At 69.2% G+C, this 22,279-nt stretch carries 22 protein-coding genes; 12 read left to right on the top strand and 10 right to left on the bottom strand.

The window, feature by feature from the left end:
* Positions 1–12: 12 nt before the first annotated feature.
* The gene (locus OHA30_RS21490; RefSeq protein WP_328915485.1) at positions 13–444 is read right to left on the bottom strand and encodes an ATP-binding protein; all 432 of its coding nucleotides are present in this window, start codon (positions 442–444) and stop codon (positions 13–15) included.
* A 278-nt stretch (positions 445–722) separates the two neighbouring features.
* Between OHA30_RS21490 and OHA30_RS21495 the strand changes: the two genes are divergently transcribed.
* The 5 genes from OHA30_RS21495 (at position 723) to OHA30_RS21515 (ending at position 3,476) form a co-directional block, all read left to right on the top strand.
* Positions 723–1,556, top strand: coding sequence for a helix-turn-helix domain-containing protein (locus OHA30_RS21495; protein WP_328915486.1), 834 nt, complete (start codon positions 723–725; stop codon positions 1,554–1,556).
* A gap of 17 nt (positions 1,557–1,573) precedes the next feature.
* Positions 1,574–1,786 (top strand): DUF397 domain-containing protein, encoded by a 213-nt coding sequence (locus OHA30_RS21500; RefSeq protein ID WP_328915487.1) that lies wholly within the window; start codon positions 1,574–1,576, stop codon positions 1,784–1,786.
* 107 nt (positions 1,787–1,893) lie between these two features.
* Positions 1,894–2,256, top strand: a complete 363-nt coding sequence (locus tag OHA30_RS21505; protein WP_328915488.1) for a hypothetical protein — start codon at positions 1,894–1,896, stop codon at positions 2,254–2,256.
* On the top strand, positions 2,253–2,480 hold the full coding sequence (locus tag OHA30_RS21510; protein ID WP_328915489.1) for a hypothetical protein: 228 nt from the start codon (positions 2,253–2,255) through the stop codon (positions 2,478–2,480). The genes OHA30_RS21505 and OHA30_RS21510 overlap by 4 nt, the downstream gene beginning before the upstream one ends.
* 111 nt (positions 2,481–2,591) lie before the next feature.
* Positions 2,592–3,476, top strand: coding sequence for a DNA-processing protein DprA (locus tag OHA30_RS21515; protein ID WP_328915490.1), 885 nt, complete (start codon positions 2,592–2,594; stop codon positions 3,474–3,476).
* 74 nt (positions 3,477–3,550) lie between these two features.
* Here OHA30_RS21515 and OHA30_RS21520 read toward each other — a convergent pair whose 3' ends face one another.
* A complete protein-coding gene (locus OHA30_RS21520; RefSeq protein WP_328915491.1) occupies positions 3,551–4,393 on the bottom strand; it encodes an aldo/keto reductase in 843 nt (280 codons plus the stop codon).
* 180 nt (positions 4,394–4,573) lie between these two features.
* Here OHA30_RS21520 and OHA30_RS21525 point away from each other — a divergent pair, with 180 nt between their 5' ends.
* The 7 genes from OHA30_RS21525 to OHA30_RS21555 all read left to right on the top strand — a co-directional run bounded on the left by OHA30_RS21525 (position 4,574) and on the right by OHA30_RS21555 (position 15,841).
* Positions 4,574–4,864 carry a hypothetical protein gene (locus OHA30_RS21525; protein WP_328915492.1) on the top strand — a complete coding sequence of 97 codons (291 nt, stop codon included), beginning with the start codon at positions 4,574–4,576 and terminating at the stop codon, positions 4,862–4,864.
* A 164-nt stretch (positions 4,865–5,028) separates the two neighbouring features.
* The gene (gene rplK / locus OHA30_RS21530; protein WP_328915493.1) at positions 5,029–5,463 is read left to right on the top strand and encodes a 50S ribosomal protein L11; all 435 of its coding nucleotides are present in this window, start codon (positions 5,029–5,031) and stop codon (positions 5,461–5,463) included.
* 130 nt (positions 5,464–5,593) lie between these two features.
* Positions 5,594–6,319 carry a 50S ribosomal protein L1 gene (rplA, locus tag OHA30_RS21535; RefSeq protein WP_328915494.1) on the top strand — a complete coding sequence of 242 codons (726 nt, stop codon included), beginning with the start codon at positions 5,594–5,596 and terminating at the stop codon, positions 6,317–6,319.
* A 456-nt stretch (positions 6,320–6,775) separates the two neighbouring features.
* Positions 6,776–7,342 (top strand): 50S ribosomal protein L10, encoded by a 567-nt coding sequence (gene rplJ, locus OHA30_RS21540; protein ID WP_328915495.1) that lies wholly within the window; start codon positions 6,776–6,778, stop codon positions 7,340–7,342.
* 93 nt (positions 7,343–7,435) lie between these two features.
* Positions 7,436–7,819, top strand: coding sequence for a 50S ribosomal protein L7/L12 (rplL, locus tag OHA30_RS21545; RefSeq protein WP_328915496.1), 384 nt, complete (start codon positions 7,436–7,438; stop codon positions 7,817–7,819).
* Between the two features lie 512 nt (positions 7,820–8,331).
* Positions 8,332–11,817, top strand: a complete 3,486-nt coding sequence (gene rpoB, locus OHA30_RS21550) for a DNA-directed RNA polymerase subunit beta (RefSeq protein WP_328915497.1) — start codon at positions 8,332–8,334, stop codon at positions 11,815–11,817.
* A gap of 124 nt (positions 11,818–11,941) precedes the next feature.
* Positions 11,942–15,841, top strand: coding sequence for a DNA-directed RNA polymerase subunit beta' (locus OHA30_RS21555; RefSeq protein ID WP_328915498.1), 3,900 nt, complete (start codon positions 11,942–11,944; stop codon positions 15,839–15,841).
* A gap of 131 nt (positions 15,842–15,972) precedes the next feature.
* Here the strand turns inward: OHA30_RS21555 and OHA30_RS21560 are convergent, their stop codons facing one another.
* From OHA30_RS21560 to OHA30_RS21595, 8 genes are all read right to left on the bottom strand, one after another.
* Positions 15,973–16,236 (bottom strand): hypothetical protein, encoded by a 264-nt coding sequence (locus tag OHA30_RS21560; protein ID WP_328915499.1) that lies wholly within the window; start codon positions 16,234–16,236, stop codon positions 15,973–15,975.
* A complete protein-coding gene (locus tag OHA30_RS21565; RefSeq protein ID WP_328915500.1) occupies positions 16,233–16,631 on the bottom strand; it encodes a hypothetical protein in 399 nt (132 codons plus the stop codon). The genes OHA30_RS21560 and OHA30_RS21565 overlap by 4 nt, the downstream gene beginning before the upstream one ends.
* 33 nt (positions 16,632–16,664) lie before the next feature.
* Positions 16,665–17,570: a peptidoglycan-binding protein gene (locus OHA30_RS21570; RefSeq protein WP_328915501.1), complete on the bottom strand. Its 906-nt coding sequence runs from the start codon at positions 17,568–17,570 to the stop codon at positions 16,665–16,667.
* A 17-nt stretch (positions 17,571–17,587) separates the two neighbouring features.
* A complete protein-coding gene (locus tag OHA30_RS21575; RefSeq protein WP_328915502.1) occupies positions 17,588–18,199 on the bottom strand; it encodes a hypothetical protein in 612 nt (203 codons plus the stop codon).
* 31 nt (positions 18,200–18,230) lie between these two features.
* A complete protein-coding gene (locus tag OHA30_RS21580) occupies positions 18,231–18,950 on the bottom strand; it encodes a hypothetical protein (protein WP_328915503.1) in 720 nt (239 codons plus the stop codon).
* Positions 18,950–20,056, bottom strand: a complete 1,107-nt coding sequence (locus OHA30_RS21585; protein ID WP_328915504.1) for a hypothetical protein — start codon at positions 20,054–20,056, stop codon at positions 18,950–18,952. The genes OHA30_RS21580 and OHA30_RS21585 overlap by 1 nt, the downstream gene beginning before the upstream one ends.
* Entirely contained in the window at positions 20,053–21,144 is a 1,092-nt protein-coding gene (locus OHA30_RS21590) for a hypothetical protein (protein ID WP_328915505.1), read from the bottom strand. Before OHA30_RS21590 ends, OHA30_RS21585 begins: the two co-directional genes overlap by 4 nt.
* A gap of 136 nt (positions 21,145–21,280) precedes the next feature.
* Positions 21,281–22,216 carry a phage distal tail protein gene (locus OHA30_RS21595; protein WP_328915506.1) on the bottom strand — a complete coding sequence of 312 codons (936 nt, stop codon included), beginning with the start codon at positions 22,214–22,216 and terminating at the stop codon, positions 21,281–21,283.
* Between the last annotated feature and the right edge of the window lie 63 nt (positions 22,217–22,279).

Genomic DNA, 22,279 nt, shown 5'->3' on the forward strand with positions numbered 1-22,279 from the left:
GCGCGGCGGTGCTCAGCCGGTGTCCGTACCGCGCAGTTCGGCCCAAACCCTCTTGCCGTACGCCAGTTGGTCCGTCCCCCACCGCACGGTCAGCGCCTCCACGACCAACAGCCCGCGCCCGCACACCTCCCCGTCGCCGGCCGACCGCCGTACGGGCCGCGCGTGGCACCGGTCCACGACGGCGATCCGTACGGTGTCCGGCGCGATACGGGTGACCGTGACCCGTACGTTCCGGCACCGCGCGTGCCGTACGGCGTTGCCGACCAGCTCCGAGACCACCAGGGCGCCGTCGTCGGCGAGTTCGCCGAGCCCCCACGCGTCCAGCGCCGCCCGTACGAGCCCCCGCGCCCCCGCCGCGCACGACGGCGTGCGCCGCAGCGTCTGGGAGTACGCGGGGTGCCCGATCGGGCTGGCCGTCGTTGTCGTGTACGTGGTCACTGGCATATGCCTCGCCTCCAGGCCGGATTTGGGTACGCGGCAGTTCGTGGCGCAGTGTGGGTTTTGCGTCACGCAGCTGCGCACAACTAGCTTGAAGGGGACAAAGCTCGGTGTGCAATCGGAAACGAAAATTACGCACCGAATGACATATGCGATGACGTAGGCTACGGAACGCATTCAGGGGACTACGGGCGGTTCTCTCGGCACTCGGGCCGAGGATCCGTACACTCGACCAACGGGAGGGCACACTCATGGCGGCACCCACCGGACCCACGGTTCGACGGATGCAACTCGGCGCGGAACTCCGCCGGTTGCGGGAAAAGGTCGGATTCACTCTCGCGGAGGCGGTCGACGGGCTGACCCTCTCGATCACCAAGCTCTACCGCGTCGAGAACGGGCAGACCGCCCTCAAGTCCGCCGCTGAGCTGCGCGTTCTGCTCGAACGCTACGGCGTGACGAACGAGGAGGACATCGACTTCCTCGTCGAGATCCACCGCGACTCACTGAATCGCGGCTGGTGGTCGCAGTACCGCAGCACGATGCCGTCCGGCATGGCGATGTACGTGGGGCTGGAGAGCGGCGCGCGTACGATCCGCGCGTGGCACCCGAACGTGGTCTTCTCGCTCCTGCAGACCGAGGGGTACGTGCGGGAAATGCTCCAGTCGGCAAAGCCGATTGAGGAGCACACCACGGAGTTCATCGAGCGCACGATCCAACTCCGGATGGAACGCAAGGAGCACCTCACTCGGCGGGACAACGGGTTGGAACTCTGGGCCATCCTCGACGAGGCCGCTCTGCGCAAGGTGGTCGGCAGCCCAGACGTCATGCGCGAGCAGTACGAGGAGATCATCCGGCTGTCGAAGCTCGACAATGTGACGATCCAGGTGCTGCCGCTGGCCAGTGCCACCTACCGGTCCAGCACCAACTTCACGTTGCTGGAATTCGAAGCCCCGCTGCTCACCGTCGTCCAGACCGATGTGCCCGAGGGCGGCTCGAACGTCAGCGACAAAGACACCACGATCTGGGCGTTCACCCGCAGGTTCGACGCCCTGCGGGCGGGGGCTCTCGCCCCCGGTGAGACCCCGACCTTTCTGCACCGACTAGCCGGAGAGAACTGATCCACATGACGTACCGCATGGCACCTGACGTCGCTCCCGAGGGCGCCTGGTTCAAGTCGTCGTTCAGCGGCGAGACCGGCAACAACTGCGTGGAGGTCGCCGACCTCAGCAGCTCGCGCCAGGTCGCCATCCGGGACTCGAAAGACCCCGCCGGTCCCGCACTGGTCTTCCCGTCACACGCCTTCGCCGCGTTCGTTGTGGCGGCGCGGGCGGGCCACTTCGGCGTCTGACCGTACAGACGCGCCGGAAGGCTCGGCACCGGCAGGGCCACGGCCTTGCCGGTGCCGTCCGCTTTGCCCGAGACTGTCGATGCGGCCAATACGAGGAGGAAGGCGACATGCCGGAAACGGACCCCTGGCAGGACGCTCTACGGCAGGCGCAGGAAGAGATCGGCTACCGCGATCCCGGTATCCCTCGGACCGTCGCGGGCATCCGGGACGTGTTGCGGCCCGAACTGCGCGACGAGTTCCTTGCCGAGTTGGGGGCGCTCTCCGACGGTGGCCCGTTCGAGGTGTTCCTCGACCACTGGTGGACGCAGGTCGTGGTGGACGCGGCTTCTGACGACGACGGCAGGGAGTCCGCGCTGGACTTCGCCGATCTGGCGGTGTCGCTTCGCATCCTGAGCGTGGGACGACCCACCGTTTCCATGGCGGACGTCGAGGCCATGATCGGCCCGTTCGGCACGGCGGAGGCGCGGTGAGGTTCACCATCGTCTGGGAGCAAGCGGCCACGGACGGGATGAAGCGGCTGCGGCAGCGCGACGGCGACGCGGTGAAGCCCTTCATCCGGGCGATCAATGGCTTAGCGACCAATCCCGAGCCGCCGGAAAGCAGCAAGCTCGGGGTTCGCGCGTACGGCGCCTGCGGGTCGGCAAATATCGGGCGACGTACGAGATCGACGGCGACAGGATCGCGGTCCATCTGATTCTCGTGGGCAATGTGCCCGTCGTCGGATGAGGTGAAGCGCCCCCGCGAGGGCGCGCCGGCTTCGCGATTCCCGTACGTCGGCACCAAGCCGCTCTCGGCGCTGAGCCGCGTGGACCAGGAGCTTGAGCAGGCCGCGCTTGTCGCGCTGCTGCGGCGTGGCGACCGGTCCTGGTCAGAGCTCACCGATCAGGTCGAGGCCGTTGGCAGCGCTCGTGGCGTACTGGAAAACGCGCTCGACGCCGCCGGGCAGGGCATGTTGTTCGACACCGCATCGGAGGTCGATCTCGAAGCCGTTGTAGCGGAGATCGCAGCCTGGCGACGTGAGGGGATGCGCCTGGTCACGATCCTCGACGACGACTACCCGCTCTATCTGCGGCTGGTGCACCAGAGGCCGCCGTTCCTCTTCATGCGTGGAGACTTGATGGAGGGCGACCTGCGGGTCGCCGTGGTCGGGACTCGCCGTCCCACACCGGAAGGCGTCGGTCACGCACGCGCGATCGCGGGCGGTCTTGCCGAGCGGGGCATCACCGTGGTCAGCGGCCTGGCTGCCGGGATCGACACCGCCGCGCACGGCTCCGCGCTCGCTGTTGGGGGCCGTACGGTCGCCGTCGTCGGTACGGGCCTGCGTCGCAGCTATCCGACGCAGAACGCGCGGCTCCAGCAGGAGATCGCTGAGCGCGGTCTGCTGCTCTCCCAGTTCTGGCCGGACGCTCCACCATCGAAGACGTCATTTCCCATGCGCAACGCGGTGATGAGCGGCTACAGCCTCGCAACGGTGGTGGTTGAGGCCGCGTACCGCAGCGGCGCCCGGATGCAGGCGCGCCTTGCTCTCGAACACGGCCGCCGAGTGTTCCTCATGCGGTCGCTGATGATCCACGAGTGGGCACGGGAGTACGCCACGAGGCCGAACACCACGGTCATCGACGGTCCCGCCGACGTCGTCCGAGAGTTGAACTCCCTCGTCCCCGTGGCAGGAGATCTCACCTGGGCGTAGCCGGTGGACCCACGTCGTACCGATCCTGCGACCGCCCCTGGCGGGGTTCGGGCCTCGGGGGCGTCGAGGCGTGGTTAGAGGTGGAGGGTGGCGAGGGTTTCCGGGGGGAGGGGGAGGGTCGCGGCCGCTACGTTTTCTTCCAGGTGGGGGAGGGAGCCCGTGCCCGGGATCGCGAGCGTGCAGGGGGACGTTGCCAGCAGCGCGGCGATCGCGACCTGCGCCATGGTCGCGCCCAGGCCGGCCGCGACCTCGCCGAGCCGTTCCGCGTCGAGCGGGCGGACACCACCGCCGAGCGGGAAGTACGGCACGTACGCGATATCCGCGGCCTCGCACTCCGCCAGGAGATCGGCCTCACCGGTGGCCTCGTTCTGCACCGCCACGACGGGTGCGACCTTCCGGGCCTCGGCGAGCTGCGCGGCATCGATGTTGCTGACGCCCAGGTGCCGGATCAGCCCCTCCGCCCGCAGCTCCGCCAGCGCCTCGAACCGTTCGGCGATCGACTCGCCACCCGTCCCGGTGACCCCGCCCACCCGCAGATAGACCAGGTCGAGCCGGTCGAGCCCGAGGGAACGCAAGTCCGCTTCGACCAGGCCGCGCAGCTGATCGGGTGTCGCCTGCCCGCTCGGTACGCCGTCAGGACCGGGCAGCGGCCCGACCTTCGTCGCGATCACCAGGTCGTCGGGGTACGGGGCCAACGCCGTACGGATCAGCTCGTTGGCCCGCACGTCCCCCCTGTTGTAGAAGCCGGCCGTGTCGATGTGGTTCACGCCCAGCTCCACCGCCCGCCGGAGCACCGCGATGCCGGTCTCGGGCGCGCGCGTCGGGCCGTCGAACGTGCTCATCGGCAGACGCATCGCGCCGAAGCCGAGCCGGTTGATGGTCAGGTCCCCGCCGAGGGAGAACGTCGTGGTCGTCATGAGGCCCATCGTGTCCGCCGCCGTGAGACCCGGCGAGTCGGGCTGACGGCCACGTCGGCGGCCGACTGCTCAGGGGCCGGACTCACTCCATAGGTGACTATGCGTATCCAAATGATCACGTTACGTTACATGAAGTGAGGGTCGTGCAGTGCGATCCCCCGAATCGTCGGAGGCACCTTCATGCGTCGTATCGCCACCGTGCTCGGCACGCTCGCCGTAGCCGCGATGCTCTCGCTCAGCGTCTCGCAGTCCGCGTTCGCCGCGAACGGGGATCTGATCATCAACGGCAAGCCCCACCACAACCCCCACGGCTGCTACAACAGCGACCGCTGGCCGCTCACCGTCCAGAACGACACGGATGAGGAAGCACGTATCTACGAAGGACGCGGCTGTCAGGGAGACCCCATCGACTTCGTCGCCCCCGGGGACCACGTGGTCTCCGAGTTCGGCGGGAGCGTCGAAATCGACTGAACCCGCTCCACCCGCACCACCCCGACCAAGGACGGGCCTCCGCGCGCGGGGGCCCGGCCCCCTTTGTGACCTCACGATTTCGGGGCCGAGGGCGGTACCCGTTATCGTGGTGCGGTATGCCTGCTCGCAGGCACGAATACTCTCAACAGGACCCGGAGAGAGCAATGCCTCCCAAGAAGAAGAAGATCACGGGGCTGATCAAGCTCCAGATCAACGCCGGTGCGGCCAACCCGGCCCCGCCGGTCGGCCCCGCGCTGGGCCAGCACGGCGTGAACATCATGGAGTTCTGCAAGGCCTACAACGCGGCCACCGAGTCGCAGCGCGGCATGGTGATCCCGGTGGAGATCACGGTCTACGACGACCGTAGCTTCACGTTCATCACCAAGACCCCGCCGGCCGCGAAGCTGATCCTCAAGGCCGCGGGCGTGGACAAGGGCTCCGGCGAGCCGCACGTCAAGAAGGTCGCGAAGCTCACCCGCGACCAGGTGCGGGAGATCGCGACGACGAAGCTCCCCGACCTGAACGCGAACGACCTGGACGCCGCGGAGAAGATCATCGCGGGTACGGCCCGTTCGATGGGCGTCACGGTCGAGGGCTGACGCCCGAGCGACAAAGGGGGAGGGCTGACGCCCGATCCCGGCACCTCCGGGAGGTCTGACCGCCTCCCACCTCTGTGGCAGGGCCTGCTCGGCCCGTACCACGACTCCCACCCACATTCAGGAGCAGCAAGTGAGCAAGCGCAGCAAGTCTCTCCGCGCTGCGGACGGCAAGATCGACCAGGAGCGCCTGTACGCGCCCCTGGAGGCCGTCCGTCTCGCCAAGGAGACCGCGACCACCAAGTTCGACTCGACCGTCGAGGTCGCCTTCCGCCTGGGTGTCGACCCGCGCAAGGCCGACCAGATGGTCCGTGGCACCGTGAACCTTCCGCACGGCACCGGCAAGACCGCCCGGGTCCTGGTCTTCGCGACCGGTGACCGTGCTGCGGCCGCGGAAGCCGCGGGAGCCGACATCGTCGGCTCCGACGAACTGATCGACGAGGTGGCGAAGGGCCGGCTGGACTTCGACGCCGTCGTCGCCACCCCGGACCTCATGGGCAAGGTCGGCCGCCTCGGCCGCGTGCTCGGCCCGCGTGGCCTGATGCCGAACCCGAAGACCGGCACCGTGACGCCGGACGTGGCGAAGGCTGTCACGGACATCAAGGGCGGCAAGATCGAGTTCCGCGTCGACAAGCACTCGAACCTGCACTTCATCATCGGCAAGGTCTCCTTCGACGAGACCCTGCTGGTGGAGAACTACGCGGCCGCGCTCGACGAGATCCTTCGTCTCAAGCCGTCCGCCGCGAAGGGCCGTTACGTCAGGAAGGCCGCCGTCTCCACCACGATGGGCCCCGGCATTCCGGTCGACCCCAACCGCACGCGCAACCTCCTCGTCGAGGAGGACCCGGCGTCGATCTGACGCCGGGGGCGGACCGGTTCACCGCCGGTCCGCCCGCGCCGCACCACGTCTCCACCCGCACCACGTCTCCACCCGCGCCCCGCTCCCGGTCGACCCGGGGGCGGGGCGCGGTGCTTTCCGGGCGGGACCGGAGGGGAAGACACCGGGAAGGCGCGGGGGAGCCGCGCCCCATCGGACCGCCCCCGCCCGAGGCGATTTGCCCGGGCGGGGGGCGGTCCCGTAGGCTTCCCGAGAAGCCATAGACCGCTGGTTGTCACCATGTCCCCGACGGGGACGAGGTGATCGAAGGAGCCGCTGAGTGCGGACGACCCGCGTAGGTGACCGTGGATGATCTCCGGGGACGTATACGCCCCCGTCGAGTCTCGCCCCTGGCGCCTGCGCCCGGGGCGTTCGTTCTTTCTCAGGTCTCCTCCACTGCCGGGCGGTCCGCAATCACCCGGAAGGAGGCCGAGACTCATGGCGAGGCCCGACAAGGCTGCCGCGGTTGCCGAGTTGACGGACAAGTTCCGCTCCTCGAACGCTGCAATGCTGACCGAGTACCGCGGTCTCACCGTGGCGCAGCTCAAGACGCTGCGCCGTTCGCTCGGTGAGAACGCCACTTACTCCGTGGTGAAGAACACGCTGACCAAGATCGCGGCCAACGAGGCCGGGATCAGCACGCTCGACGACCTGTTCACGGGTCCGTCGGCCGTCGCCTTCGTCACCGGTGACCCGGTCGAAGCGGCGAAGGGTCTGCGCGACTTCGCCAAGGACAACCCCGCTCTCGTCATCAAGGGCGGTGTCCTGGACGGCCAGGCGGTGTCCGCGGACGAGATCAAGAAGCTCGCGGACCTCGAGTCCCGCGAGGTTCTGCTCGCCAAGCTGGCGGGCGCCATGAAGGGCAAGCAGTCCCAGGCTGCCGCGCTCTTCCAGGCGCTTCCCTCGAAGTTCGTCCGCACCGCGGAGGCGCTTCGTGCCAAGCAGGCCGAGCAGAGCGAGCAGGGCGGTGCCGGTACGCCGGCTCCCGCCGAGGCCGCCGAGTAGTCGTTCCGACGCGCTCAGCTGCCCAGCGGGCCCCGAGTACGCCCGCCGACATGTACATCCGGCACCAGCCGATTTAGTGGAAGGACCGCCATCATGGCGAAGCTCAGCCAGGACGACCTGCTCGCGCAGTTCGAGGACATGACCCTCATCGAGCTCTCCGGGTTCGTGAAGGCGTTCGAGGAGAAGTTCGACGTCACCGCCGCGGCCCCGGTCGCCGTTGCCGCCGGTGGTGGCGCTGCCGCCGTCGCCGAGGCCGTCGAGGAGCAGGACGAGTTCGACGTCATCCTCAAGGGTGCCGGCGAGAAGAAGATCCAGGTCATCAAGGTCGTGCGTGAGCTGACCTCCCTGGGTCTGAAGGAAGCCAAGGACCTCGTGGACGGCGCGCCGAAGGCCGTCGTCGAGAAGGTCGCGAAGGAAGCCGCGGAGAAGGCGAAGGAGGCCCTGGAGGCCGCCGGTGCCTCGGTCGAGGTCAAGTAACACCTGCTCCACACGCCGTAGGGCGGTCACCCGAAAGGGTGGCCGCCCTCGGTCGTTTTGGATCTCCGCAAGGTCTGGGCCTTGACGGATGGCACGCATCGCGCAATTCTCAGGGACGCGCCACCACCGAGGTCCGCGCGTCGGCAGGGCTGTGTCCGGGCCTTGTTCGGGCTCCGACCCACACTTCGTGGGAGGTCGGATGCATGGATCGGTGGCGATGCGGGAATGCATGGCAATGCGGCGTGATGAGAGCGGATCCGGTGCCGAGGCCGGGTCCCGACAGACGGGCGAGGGGGCGACGATTCGGTACACCGAATCTCAGCCTGGACATCAGTGGGCCAAGTGGCTACACTGACCCTTTGCGCTGCCTGTTAGCTGCTGCCTGGCCCGTCACCAGGAGCATGCCCACGTCTGAGCATCTGTGAAGAAGCCCGTCATCAGGGACTTCCTCATCAGCTCAGGGGCGGACCGGTACGCGCGTAGTGAGTCCGAGCCCTCGGAAGGACCCCCTCTTGGCCGCCTCGCGCAACGCCTCGACTGCCAATTCGAACAACGGCGCCAGCACCGCACCGCTGCGCATCTCTTTCGCGAAGATCCGTGAACCGCTCGAAGTTCCGAACCTCCTCGCGCTCCAGACCGAGAGCTTTGACTGGCTGCTCGGCAATGCCGCGTGGAAGGCTCGGGTCGAGGCGGCCCTGGACAGTGGGCAGGACGTCCCCAGGAAGTCCGGTCTGGAGGAGATCTTCGAGGAGATCTCGCCGATCGAGGACTTCTCCGGGTCGATGTCGCTCACTTTCCGCGACCACCGCTTCGAGCCGCCGAAGAACTCGCTGGACGAGTGCAAGGAGCGCGACTTCACGTACGGCGCCCCGCTCTTCGTCACCGCAGAGTTCACCAACAACGAGACCGGCGAGATCAAGTCCCAGACGGTCTTCATGGGTGACTTCCCCCTGATGACCAACAAGGGCACCTTCTGCATCAACGGCACCGAGCGTGTCGTCGTCTCGCAGCTGGTCCGCTCGCCGGGTGTCTACTTCGACAGCCAGATCGACAAGACGTCCGACAAGGACATCTTCTCCGCCAAGATCATCCCGTCCCGGGGTGCCTGGCTGGAGATGGAGATCGACAAGCGCGACATGGTCGGCGTCCGTATCGACCGCAAGCGCAAGCAGTCGGTCACCGTGCTGCTCAAGGCGCTGGGCTGGACCACCGAGCAGATCCTCGAGGAGTTCGGCGAGTACGAGTCGATGCGCGCCACCCTGGAGAAGGACCACACCCAGGGCCAGGACGACGCGCTGCTCGACATCTACCGCAAGCTGCGTCCGGGCGAGCCGCCGACCAAGGAGGCCGCCCAGACCCTGCTGGAGAACCTCTACTTCAACCCCAAGCGCTACGACCTCGCGAAGGTCGGCCGCTACAAGGTCAACAAGAAGCTCGGCAGCGACGCGCCGCTGGACGCCGGCGTGCTCACCACCGACGACATCATCGCCACCATCAAGTACCTGGTGAAGCTGCACGCCGGTGAGACCGAGACCTCGGGCGACAACGGCGCCACGATGGTGGTCGAGGTCGACGACATCGACCACTTCGGCAACCGCCGCCTGCGCAACGTCGGCGAGCTGATCCAGAACCAGGTCCGTACCGGCCTGGCCCGTATGGAGCGCGTGGTCCGCGAGCGGATGACGACCCAGGACGTCGAGGCGATCACGCCGCAGACCCTGATCAACATCCGGCCGGTCGTCGCCTCCATCAAGGAGTTCTTCGGCACCAGCCAGCTCTCCCAGTTCATGGACCAGACGAACCCGCTGTCCGGCCTGACCCACAAGCGCCGGCTGTCGGCGCTGGGCCCCGGTGGTCTGTCCCGTGAGCGGGCCGGCTTCGAGGTCCGTGACGTGCACCCGTCGCACTACGGCCGCATGTGTCCGATCGAGACCCCCGAAGGCCCGAACATCGGTCTGATCGGCTCGCTCGCGTCGTACGGCCGGGTCAACGCGTTCGGTTTCGTCGAGACCCCGTACCGCAAGGTCGTCGAGGGCGTCGTCACCGACGACGTGGACTACCTGACCGCCGACGAGGAGGACCGCTTCGTCATCGCGCAGGCCAACGCGCCGCTGACCGAGGACCTGCGGTTCGCCGAGTCCCGCGTGCTGGTCCGCCGCCGCGGCGGCGAGATCGACTACATCCCCGGCGACGACGTCGACTACATGGACGTCTCGCCGCGCCAGATGGTGTCGGTCGCCACCGCGATGATCCCGTTCCTTGAGCACGACGACGCCAACCGCGCGCTCATGGGATCGAACATGATGCGCCAGGCCGTACCGCTGATCAAGGCCGAGGCGCCGCTGGTCGGCACCGGTATGGAGTACCGCTGCGCGGTCGACGCCGGCGACGTGATCAAGGCCGACAAGGACGGTGTGGTCCAGGAGGTCTCCGCCGACTACGTCACGGTCACCAACGACGACGGCACGTACACCACGTACCGGGTCGCCAAGTTCTCCCGCTCCAACCAGGGCACCTCCTTCAACCAGAAGGTGCTCGTGGACGAGGGCGCCCGCGTGGTCGCGGGCCAGGTCCTCGCCGACGGTCCGTCCACCGAAGCCGGTGAGATGGCGCTCGGCAAGAACCTGCTGGTCGCGTTCATGCCGTGGGAGGGCCACAACTACGAGGACGCGATCATCCTGTCGCAGCGCCTCGTGCAGGACGACGTCCTGTCCTCGATCCACATCGAGGAGCACGAGGTCGACGCCCGTGACACCAAGCTCGGCCCGGAGGAGATCACCCGGGACATCCCGAACGTCTCCGAGGAGGTCCTCGCCGACCTCGACGAGCGCGGCATCATCCGGATCGGCGCCGACGTGGTGGCCGGCGACATCCTGGTCGGCAAGGTCACCCCGAAGGGCGAGACCGAGCTGACCCCGGAGGAGCGGCTGCTGCGCGCGATCTTCGGCGAGAAGGCCCGTGAGGTCCGCGACACCTCGCTGAAGGTGCCGCACGGCGAGACCGGCAAGGTCATCGGTGTGCGCGTCTTCGACCGCGAGGAGGGCGACGAGCTTCCCCCCGGTGTGAACCAGCTGGTGCGCGTGTACGTGGCGCAGAAGCGCAAGATCACCGACGGCGACAAGCTGGCCGGACGCCACGGCAACAAGGGCGTCATCTCCAAGATCCTGCCGGTCGAGGACATGCCGTTCCTGGAGGACGGCAGCCCGGTCGACATCATCCTCAACCCGCTCGGCGTGCCGTCCCGAATGAACCCGGGACAGGTGCTGGAGATCCACCTCGGCTGGCTGGCCAAGCAGGGCTGGGACGTCTCCGGGGTCGCCGAGGAGTGGGCGCGCCGCCTCCAGGCGATCGACGCCGACCAGGTCGCGGCGAACACCAACGTCGCCACCCCGGTCTTCGACGGCGCCCGCGAGGACGAGATCACCGGCCTCTTCGAGTCCACGATCCCCAACCGCGACGGCGACCGCCTGGTCATGCCCTCCGGCAAGGCCCGGCTCTACGACGGCCGCTCCGGCGAGCCGTTCCCCGAGCCGATCTCCATCGGCTACATGTACATCCTCAAGCTGCACCACCTGGTGGACGACAAGCTGCACGCCCGTTCCACCGGCCCGTACTCGATGATCACCCAGCAGCCGCTCGGTGGTAAGGCGCAGTTCGGCGGGCAGCGATTCGGCGAGATGGAGGTGTGGGCGCTGGAGGCATACGGTGCCGCGTACGCCCTCCAGGAGCTGCTGACCATCAAGTCCGACGACGTGCTCGGCCGCGTGAAGGTCTACGAGGCCATCGTCAAGGGCGAGAACATCCCCGAGCCCGGTATTCCCGAGTCCTTCAAGGTGCTCATCAAGGAAATGCAGTCGCTCTGCCTCAACGTGGAAGTGCTGTCCTCGGACGGTATGTCCATCGAGATGCGTGACACCGACGAGGATGTCTTCCGCGCCGCGGAGGAACTCGGTATCGACCTGTCCCGGCGCGAGCCGAGCAGCGTCGAAGAGGTCTGACGGGCCGGTCGCCCGGCTCCTCGCGAGCCGGGCGGCCTCTCCCAGGACCGTTCAGACCATGTTTGACAATCGACCCCGGCAGCGTTTCTGGTCGGGTAGAACCCGAAGGCGGGATTGACGACAAGTGCTCGACGTCAACTTCTTCGACGAGCTGCGGATCGGCCTTGCCACCGCGGACGACATTCGTACCTGGTCGCACGGCGAAGTGAAGAAGCCGGAGACCATCAACTACCGCACGCTCAAGCCGGAAAAGGACGGGCTCTTCTGCGAGAAGATCTTCGGTCCGACCCGGGACTGGGAGTGCTACTGCGGGAAGTACAAGCGGGTCCGCTTCAAGGGCATCATCTGTGAGCGCTGCGGCGTCGAGGTCACTCGCGCCAAGGTGCGCCGTGAGCGGATGGGCCACATCGAGCTGGCCGCTCCCGTCACGCACATCTGGTACTTCAAGGGCGTCCCGTCCCGTCTGGGATACCTGCTCGACCTCGCCCCGAAGGACCTGGAGAAGGTCATCTACTTCGCGGCGTACATGATCACCTGGGTGGACGACGAGCGCCGTACGCGCGACCTGCCCTCGCTGGAGGCCCAGGTCTCCGTCGAGCGCCAGCAGGTCGAGCAGCGCCGTGACGCCGATGTCGAGGGCCGGCAGAAGAAGCTGGAAGCCGACCTCGGCGAGCTGGAGAACGAGGGCGCGAAGGCCGACGTCCGCCGCAAGGTGCGTGAAGGCGCCGAGCGCGAGATGAAGCAGCTGCGCGACCGCGCCCAGCGCGAGCTGGACCGGCTGGACGAGGTGTGGGCCCGCTTCAAGAACCTCAAGGTCCAGGACCTGGAGGGCGACGAGCTGCTCTACCGCGAGCTGCGCGACCGCTTCGGCACGTACTTCCAGGGCTCGATGGGTGCCGCGGCGCTGCAGAAGCGCCTGGAGTCCTTCGACCTGGACGAGGAGGCCGAGCGCCTCCGCGAGATCATCCGTACCGGCAAGGGACAGAAGAAGACCCGCGCGCTCAAGCGCCTCAAGGTCGTCTCCGCGTTCCTTCAGACCACCAACAAGCCCAACGGCATGGTGCTGGACTGCGTCCCGGTGATCCCGCCGGACCTGCGTCCGATGGTGCAGCTGGACGGTGGCCGCTTCGCGACCTCCGACCTGAACGACCTGTACCGCCGCGTGATCAACCGCAACAACCGTCTGAAGCGGCTGCTCGACCTCGGCGCGCCCGAGATCATCGTGAACAACGAGAAGCGCATGCTCCAGGAGGCCGTGGACGCGCTCTTCGACAACGGCCGCCGCGGCCGCCCGGTCACGGGCCCCGGCAACCGTCCGCTGAAGTCGCTCTCCGACATGCTCAAGGGCAAGCAGGGCCGCTTCCGTCAGAACCTGCTCGGCAAGCGCGTCGACTACTCCGCCCGTTCGGTGATCGTCGTCGGCCCGCAGCTCAAGCTGCACCAGTGCGGCCTGCCCAAGGCCATGGCGCTGGAGCTCTTCAAGCCGTTCGTGATGAAGCGCCTGGTGGACCTCAACCACGCGCAGAACATCAAGTCGGCCAAGCGCATGGTCGAGCGCGGCCGCACGGTCGTGTACGACGTGCTGGAAGAGGTCATCGCCGAGCACCCGGTGCTGCTCAACCGCGCACCGACCCTGCACCGCCTCGGCATCCAGGCGTTCGAGCCGCAGCTCGTCGAGGGCAAGGCCATCCAGATCCACCCGCTGGTCTGCACCGCCTTCAACGCGGACTTCGACGGCGACCAGATGGCCGTGCACCTTCCGCTGTCCGCGGAGGCGCAGGCCGAGGCCCGCATCCTGATGCTGTCCTCGAACAACATCCTCAAGCCGGCCGACGGCCGCCCGGTCACCATGCCGACCCAGGACATGGTGCTCGGCCTGTTCTTCCTGACCACGGACTCCGAGGAGCGCGTGGTCACGGGAGAGGGCCGGGCGTTCGGCTCCACGGCCGAGGCGATCATGGCGTTCGACAACCGCGAGCTGTCGATGCAGGCGCTGGTCGACATCCGCTTCCCGGTGGGCACCGTCCCGCCGCGCGGCTGGACCCCGCCGGAGCCGACCGAGGGCGAGCAGCCGTACCAGCTGGGCGACACCTTCCGGCTGCGGACCACCCTGGGCCGCGCGCTCTTCAACGAGCTGCTGCCCGAGGACTACCCGTTCGTCGACTACCCGGTCGGCAAGAAGCAGCTCTCCGAGATCGTCAACGACCTCGCCGAGCGCTACCCCAAGGTCATCGTGGCGGCGACGCTCGACAACCTGAAGGCGGCGGGCTTCCACTGGGCGACCCGGTCCGGAGTCACCGTGGCCATCTCCGACATCGTGGTGCCGGAGGCCAAGAAGGCGATCATCTCGTCCTACGAGGCACAGGACGAGAAGGTCCAGAAGCAGTACGAGCGCGGTCTGATCACCAAGCAGGAGCGCTCGGACGAGCTGATCAGCATCTGGACCAAGGCGACCAACGAGGTCGCCACCGCGATGAACGCCAACTTCCCGAAGACCAACCCGATCTTCATGATGGTCGACTCGGGCGCCCGCGGAAACATGATGCAGATGCGTCAGATCGCGGGTATGCGCGGCCTGGTCTCGAACGCCAAGAACGAGACCATCCCGCGTCCGATCAAGGCGTCCTTCCGTGAGGGCCTGTCCGTGCTGGAGTACTTCATCTCCACCCACGGTGCCCGTAAGGGTCTGGCCGACACCGCGCTGCGTACCGCCGACTCGGGTTACCTGACCCGTCGTCTGGTGGACGTCTCGCAGGACGTGATCATCCGTGAGGAGGACTGCGGCACCGAGCGCGGTCTCAAGCTGCGGATCGCCGAGCGCGGCGCCGACGGCAACCTGCGCAAGACGGACGACGTCGAGACCAGCGTGTACGCGCGGATGCTCGCCGAGGACGTCGTGGTGGACGGCAAGGTCATCGCCCCCGCCAATGTCGACCTGGGCGACGTGCTCATCGACCAGCTCGTGCGGCACGGCGTCGAAGAGGTCAAGACCCGCTCGATCCTCACCTGCGAGTCGGCCGTGGGCACCTGTGCCTACTGCTACGGCCGCTCGCTGGCCACCGGCAAGCTGGTGGACATCGGCGAGGCCGTCGGCATCATCGCGGCCCAGTCGATCGGTGAGCCCGGCACCCAGCTGACGATGCGTACCTTCCACACCGGTGGTGTGGCCGGTGACGACATCACGCAGGGTCTGCCGCGTGTCGTCGAGCTGTTCGAGGCCCGTGTCCCGAAGGGTGTCGCCCCGATCTCCGAGGCGGCCGGCCGGGTCCGGATCGAGGAGACCGAGAAGACCAAGAAGCTCGTGGTCACCCCGGACGACGGCGCGGAGGAGATCGCCTACCCGATCTCCAAGCGCGTCAAGCTCCAGGTGTCCGAGGGCGACCACGTCGAGGTCGGTCAGAAGCTCACCTACGGTGCCACCAACCCGCACGACGTGCTGCGCATCCTGGGCCAGCGTCAGGTGCAGATCCACCTGGTGCAGGAAGTGCAGAAGGTCTACAACTCGCAGGGCGTGTCGATCCACGACAAGCACATCGAGATCATCATCCGGCAGATGCTCCGCCGGGTCACGATCATCGAGTCCGGCGACGCGGAGCTGCTGCCGGGCGAGCTGGTCGAGCGCGGCCGGTTCGAGACCGAGAACCGCCGTGTGGTCTCCGAGGGCGGTCACCCGGCCTCGGGTCGTCCGCAGCTGATGGGTATCACCAAGGCCTCGCTGGCCACCGAGTCCTGGCTGTCGGCCGCCTCCTTCCAGGAGACGACCCGGGTGCTGACGGACGCGGCGATCCACGCGAAGTCCGACTCGCTGCTGGGCCTCAAGGAGAACGTCATCATCGGCAAGCTCATCCCGGCGGGTACGGGCCTGGCCCGCTACCGCAACATCCGGGTGGAGCCGACCGAGGAGGCCAAGGCCGCGATGTACTCGGCCGTCGGCTACGACGACATCGACTACAGCCCGTTCGGCACCGGCTCCGGCCAGGCGGTGCCGCTGGAGGACTACGACTACGGCCCGTACAACGGCTGAGTCGTCGCCTCGCGCCGCTGAGCAGGCGAGCGGCGGCTGAAACGCCGAAAGGGCGGCCACCCCATCACGGGGTGGCCGCCCTTTCGCGTGTCCTGCTTCGTACGGGCTCCTGCCCGCCCGTCCGGCCGCCCTCAGCGCGCGGTCAGCTCCCAGACGGTGACCAGTACGGTCGCCACCGCCGCGAGCGCGCCGATGCTGGCGAGCGGCCAGCGGGCGCGCTCCAGGGAGTCCAGCCGGGCCTCGTGGTCGGCGAGCTGCCGGTCGGTCTGGTCATTGCGCTGGACGACCAGGGCGAGCGCGCCGTCGACCCGGGCGAAACCGGCCTCGACGGTGCCGCGCAGCCGCTCCAGTTCCAGGGCGACGGCGGCCGGGTCGGACAGGCTGGGTTCGCTCATGCACCGCTGCCTTCCTCACCGGAGCCGGAGCCGGAGCCGGGTCCGGTGCTCGGGCCCGCGTCCGTACCCGCGTCCGTGCCCGTACCCGCGCTCGCGCCGGAGTTGAAGCCGAAGGCGGGCGCGGACTCGGCGGCGGGCGCGGCCGGGGCGGGGAGCTGCCGGAGGGCCTGGTCGCTGTTGACCGGGACCGCCGTACGCAGCCAGGACGGCAGCGCCGACTGGACGGCGGGCAGCGCCATCAGCCGGGCCAGCCCGCCGGCCACGGCAACCGCCCCGGCGGCCCACGGCAGCGTGTCCGCGGTGTCGCCGTCACCGATGACCGTGGGCAGCAGGACGCACAGGCCGACCGCCGTCTGCACGACAGTGCGCAGGGTGTGCTTCGCGGCCTCTGACATGGGAATCCACCTTTCGCAGACATAGGAGTGCGGTCAGCCGGAGTACGGGACCTTCAGGGCCGCCCAGGACGCCGGGCCGGGCCGGCCGTCCGCGTCGGTGCCGGTGTAGCCGAGCTTGCGCTGCCACTTGGCGTAGCTGTCGCGGTCGGCCTGGGTCCACTGCGGGCCCGGCCCCACCCTGTACGCCGAGCAGCCCTCGGCCACCAGCCGCTTGCCCATCGCGGTGACGATCGCAGACTTGGGCTGCGCCGTGAACCACGCGGCGCCCGGGTAGGGCTGGTACGCCGGCTTGGCGGGCGGGGTGGCGGGCGGGGTGGCGGGCGGCTTCGGGGCGTGGGAGGCGGGCTGCGCCAGCCGGGCGGCGATCGAGGCCCGCAGACCGGCCATGGTGAAGCCGAGCGGGTCGATCTTGGCGCTGGTCCACTCCTTGTGGCCGATGACGGAGGCGGCGTGCCAGCCGTGCGCCCGGCAGATCGCGGCCGAGACCCGCTCGATGGCGTCGAGCTGGGCGGCGGGCCAGGGGTCCTTGCCGTCACCGAGGTTGACGCACTCGAAGCCGTAGAAGTGGGTGTTGCCGTCGGCCGTGCGCTGATTCGGCGCGGGCAGCGTGGCGCGTTCGGCGATCACGGCCGCCAGGACATCGGGGTCGCCCGCGCCCGCGTGGTTGGCCCGGCCGTTGCCGACGAGGTGGACGCTGCCGTCCTTGGCGATCACGCCGTGGCACAGCGGGCCCGGCAGATCGGAGCGGCCGTTGTAGCAGAGGGTCACGGAGCCGTCGGTGCCGGTGGTGACGGTGTGATGGATCATCACACCGTTGACCGGCCCCCACGGGCCCTTGTGGTTGCGGTTGTGGGTGCGCCAGCCGTCGTGCTCGACGACGGTGACGCCCTCGTCCTCCAGTGCGGTGACGAGGGCGTCGGCGGAGAGGGGGTTCGCCATGGGTCTTCCCTTGGTCGTCAGGCGGTCGGCAGGCTCTCGTCCGTGCCGACCGCCGTGCTGGTCTCCGTACCGGTCTGCGGGTCGCCCGCCGTGCCCGCCTCCGGGTCGCCCGGGTCGGCGCCGGAGTCGGAGTCAGGGCCGGAACCGGCTTCGGAGTCGGGGTCCCCGGAGCCGTCGCCCTCGCCGGGGTCGGGGTCCGTACCGGAGCCGGAGCCGGAGTCGGAGCCGCCGCCGTCGCCCGGGTCCGTACCCGTGGTGCCGCCGTCCGCCGGGGTGCCCCAGGTCGCGCACAGCTCCGCGTACGCCGCCGTACCGGCCGCGAAGTCGCTCAGCGCCGCGGCCACCGCGTTTGCCACGGCGCTCTGGTCGGGGACGATCGGCGCGGCGCCCTCCCCCCGGACGACCACCTCGCCGTAGCCGCGCAGCTGGCTGAAATTGGCGCCGGTCTCGGTGACCTGCGCGGAGACGTACACCTGCGGGTAGGTGCCGGTGAGCGGGTCGGGGGCCAGCGGCTCGCCCATCGTCTGGTCGTAGACGCGGATCCGGACGGTGTGGCCGCTCTCGGTGATCGTGGCGCGGCCGAAGTAGTCGAGGGCGATGCCCCAGGGCTGGGTGGTGTCGATGTCCACGAGGGGTGTCCTTCCGGGAATCGGCCGGCGGTCAGGTGCTCTGGATGCCGAACATCATTTGCGGCTGGGCGTAGACCGATCCCGTGCCGCTGGTGACCTGCGCCTGCACCTCGACGGTGAACAGGCCCGCGAAGTCGGCGTCGAAGTTCGCCGAGACCGGGCCGGTGTGGTCGAAGACGCTGCCCGCGCTGACGGCGCTGCCGAAATCGGCGCCATTGACCAGCACCTTGATCTGGCCCTGGGTGCCCGAGCCCGCCGCGGTCGGCATGTACAGCCGCAACTGCGGCTGCCACACCGGGTTGCGGGAGCGGGCGATCGGCGTCCAGGACGCGGAGTTGGTCTGCGGCCAGCGGGTCACGCCGAGATCCTGCGGCGGCAGCAGCGCCAGCCACGGGCGGGCCAGACCACCGGTCTTCACATCGTCGGAGATGATCTCGTGGCCGCCGATGTCGTAGATCCGCACCGGCTGCTTGCCGGTGGCGGTCCCGTCGCCGTTGAAGAGGGTCAGGGCGTGCTCCCCGGTCTGGCGGTTGAGCGCGAGGCCGTACTCGGCGCCCTCCCAGGCGCCGACCGCGAAGACCGGGGTGCCGTTGGGGGCGTGCACCTGGATCCAGCCGCCGTCGGTGATGTCCACCCCGCCGCCGGAGATCTTGTTGAGGGCCGGCCGGGTGTTGACCGCCGTGGACAGCTGCTGGATACGGCGTTCCATGGCGGTGAGCCGGTCGATGATGTCCTCGGGCAGCTGCGCCATCAGACCTCCTCCAGATACAGGTCCGCGGTGTCGGGGCGGCCGCGCTGCGGCGGGGTGACCTTGGCGCCGATGATCCGGTAGCGGGTGTCGAGCCCTTCCACGTACCAGTCGTCGGTGATCCGCAGCCGTACGGTCCTGCCGAGCAGCGCGGGCGGCACCAGGTCGTCGAGCCGGATGGTGATCTCCGGGATCACCACCGCGCCCTGGGCGGTGGCCAGTTCGGCGGCGGCCAGCGACTCCAGCGAGGGGATGTCGGTGATCGAGCTGTAGTCCGCGGTCAGGTCGACCCGGGGGAAGCCGGCGTCGATCAGCGGCTGGGCCACGTGCTCCGAGGAGTACAGCGGCCTGGACTCCTCGGCCTGGTTCTCGTTGACCGAGTCGCCGCGGGCCCGGGCGGTGGTGCCGCCGCGGGTCGCGTCGCGCGGGAAGGAGTACGCCAGGATCGAACCCGGCATGTCGAGCACCAGATCGGTGGTGCCGGTGGTGATCTTCGGGCTGCCCAGGCGCAGTTGGCGCACCCGCTCGCCGGCGGGGGAGCGGAAGACGGAGATGTGGTGCTCGAAGCCGCCGTCGAGCGCCGCGAGTTGGTCCAGCGCGTCGTAGTAGACGGTCTCGTCGCCGTCCCGCCAGGAGACGTCCCGCAGCACGTCGGAGGTCTCGGTACCGTAGCTGACGCCGATGTCGCCGCCGGCGGTCGCCTGGAGGTGCCGCCACAGCTCGCGGGCCAGCTCCAGTTGCTCCTTGCCGGTGTAGGTCAGATCGGTGCGGATGATCCGGCGGTTGGCGTACGAGTCGAAGGTGGCGGCCTGGATGCCCAGGGTGAGCACCCCCCGGTCGGTGCTCTCCAGGGTGCTGGTCCAGATCACCCCGCCCCACCACAGGTCGCCGCCGCGTTCCAGATAGACCGAGGTACGGCCCTCGGCGATCCGCCGGGCGCGGGCCGCGATGGCCCGGTCGGGCACCGGCACGGTCCCGGTGAGCGAACCGGGCTTGCCGATGTAGTCGTCGAGCGAGACGTCCCTCAGCGGCAGGATGTCGAAGACCCGGTCGGTGCGCAGATCGCAGAAGATCGCCCGGTACGGGGTGGTCAGCGCGGGTGTGGTCATACGGCTGCCTCGTAGGTGGCGGTGCCGCGGATGTTGCTGCTCGTGTTCCAGACCCAGGGGGTGATGGCGTCGACAAGCCCGGTGACCAGCGTGGTCCCGTTGGGCGGTGCGGTGGTGACCTCCAGCTCGAACTGGGTGCTCGACACGCAGCGTATCTGCGCGACCGCGCGCAGCGGGGTGGAGAGGTTCAGTGCGGCGAAGCCGAAGCACTGGGGGGAGTTGGCCGCGGGCACCGGCAGGGTGAACCACCAGTTGTCGTTGGTGGTGGCGCCGGTCCCGAACTGCGTGGTGGTGCCGAAGCCGATGTCGAAGACGAGATGCACGAGCGGGCCGTACTGGATGTAGCGGCACTGGAGGGCGGCGTTGCCGAAGGAGGGCAGCGCGGCCCCGGTGGCGGTGGTCCACTTCGGCGTCCAGCTCTGCCACACGGGAGCCGGCGGGTACGGCCGCCAGGCGGTGCCGTCCCAGCGTTCCAGGCTGCCGCTGTTGTCCCGGTAGTGGCCGGGGTAGGCGCCGGGCGCGGTGTCGGTGGTGACCGGCAGGATGCCGCCGATGGCGACGGTGGCCGTACGCTGCCCGGTCAGCGCCGTGTCCCAGGTGATGCCGCCGGTGCCCGCGCTGGCGCGGGCCGGGACGACCACCTGGTACAGCGGCAGAATCAGGCCGGTCACCGTCCGGACGGAGGGGCTGGCCGCGGGCACGCCCTCGACGATCTCGACGGTCGCCTCGGTACGGCCCGAGCCGTCGTAGAGGTCGTCGTAGACCCGGATCGCGACGAGGTCGATCCGCGGGTACTGGGCGTCGCCGTCGGAGAAGGTCAGGGTCGCGTACTCGGTGAGCGCGACCGGGTACGCGCCCTGGGACTCGGTGCCCTGGACGATCGCCCGGCCGGGGGAGACGCTGACTGTCATCGTGGAGGTGCCGGTGACGGTGAAGCCGGAGATGCGGAACTGACCGCCGGGCGAGCCGGGGAGGACGCCCGAGCGGCTGGCCAGCGGTGAGGAGGGGGTGAAGGTGCCGAGGGGGGAGACGCGGGTGTCCTCGCGGGTCTGGCCGGTTTCGAGCAGCCAGGCGGACCGTGCGTTCATGATGACTCCTGGGGTGGCGGGGCCGGGGGCGTTGATGCAGCGGCTCGACGCGCGGACAGACGTTGTCGAACCGGGTGGACACGGACAGGTGGTGGTCGGCGGCAGGGTCCGTACGGGCGCTACGTGAGGCGGGCCGTTACCACTCGGCGCTGCGCCAGGTCACCGCCATCTCGGCGCCGGCGTCCGAGGAATCCGGGCGGAAGGACAGCTCGTCCGCGCCCGGCTGGAAGGCGAACAGCTCCTCGGGGCTGCTGTCCGCGGCCGCGGTGTAGCGGCGGGAGGCGGTGCCGTTGAGGGTGACCGTGCCGGCCATCGTGTCGATGACCAGTTGGTCGTCGGTGGTGAGCGTGATCTCGTACCGCAGCCGCCGGCCGTTGGTGCGGTCGGTCACCGTGGGGTTGACGCACGGGCCGTTGAAGGAGATCACCGGGTGGGTGGGGGCCGAGCCCATGTTCACGGCGGTGATGTCGCCGGTGCTCGCGGCCTGGCCGAAGTCCAGCGGCCAGGCCAGCGGCCAGGTCAGCCCGCTCTCGGGCCGCGGTGGCTCGGTCCTGCGGGCCTCCTCCTCGACGGTGTAGCGGCGCGGGTCGTCGGCCTGCCACTGCACCGACGCCTTGGCCACACCCTGGAGGGCGTAGGTGCGGTCGGCGGGCAGCACCCGCTGGCTGACCCGGGCGCGGACGGTCAGCGTCTCGCCGTGCAGCCGTACGGCGAGCCAGCGGGCGTCGTCGCTGAGCGAGAGCGCCTGACGCAGCGCGCGGATCGCCGCGAGAGCGGCCGCGCCGGAGGCCGAGGGCAGCAGCCACAGCTGCCCGGCGATCTTGCGGGGCTTGGCGTAACGGGCGCCGGGCCAGGTGCCGTGCGCGGTGGGCCGGTCGGCGTCGCTGGTGTCGAACTCGGGGATGTCCTCCCAGCCGGTCAGGCCGCTGCTGTCGATCTCGTACGCGGTGCCGGGGCCCATGACGAGCCCGGCCCACTGCATCTGCCCGTCGCGGGTGATGAGCGAGCCGGGGGCCATGTCGTCGGTCCAGCCGGGGGTCTGGCTGCTCGGCGGGTTGTCGATGTCGGCCATCTGGCCGTCACCTCACTCTCCTTGGTGTGCGGGGCGGGGCTGCGGGGGGCTTGCGGAGGCGGG

The organism is Streptomyces sp. NBC_00223, assembly GCF_036199905.1.
Classification (GTDB): Bacteria; Actinomycetota; Actinomycetes; order Streptomycetales; family Streptomycetaceae; genus Actinacidiphila.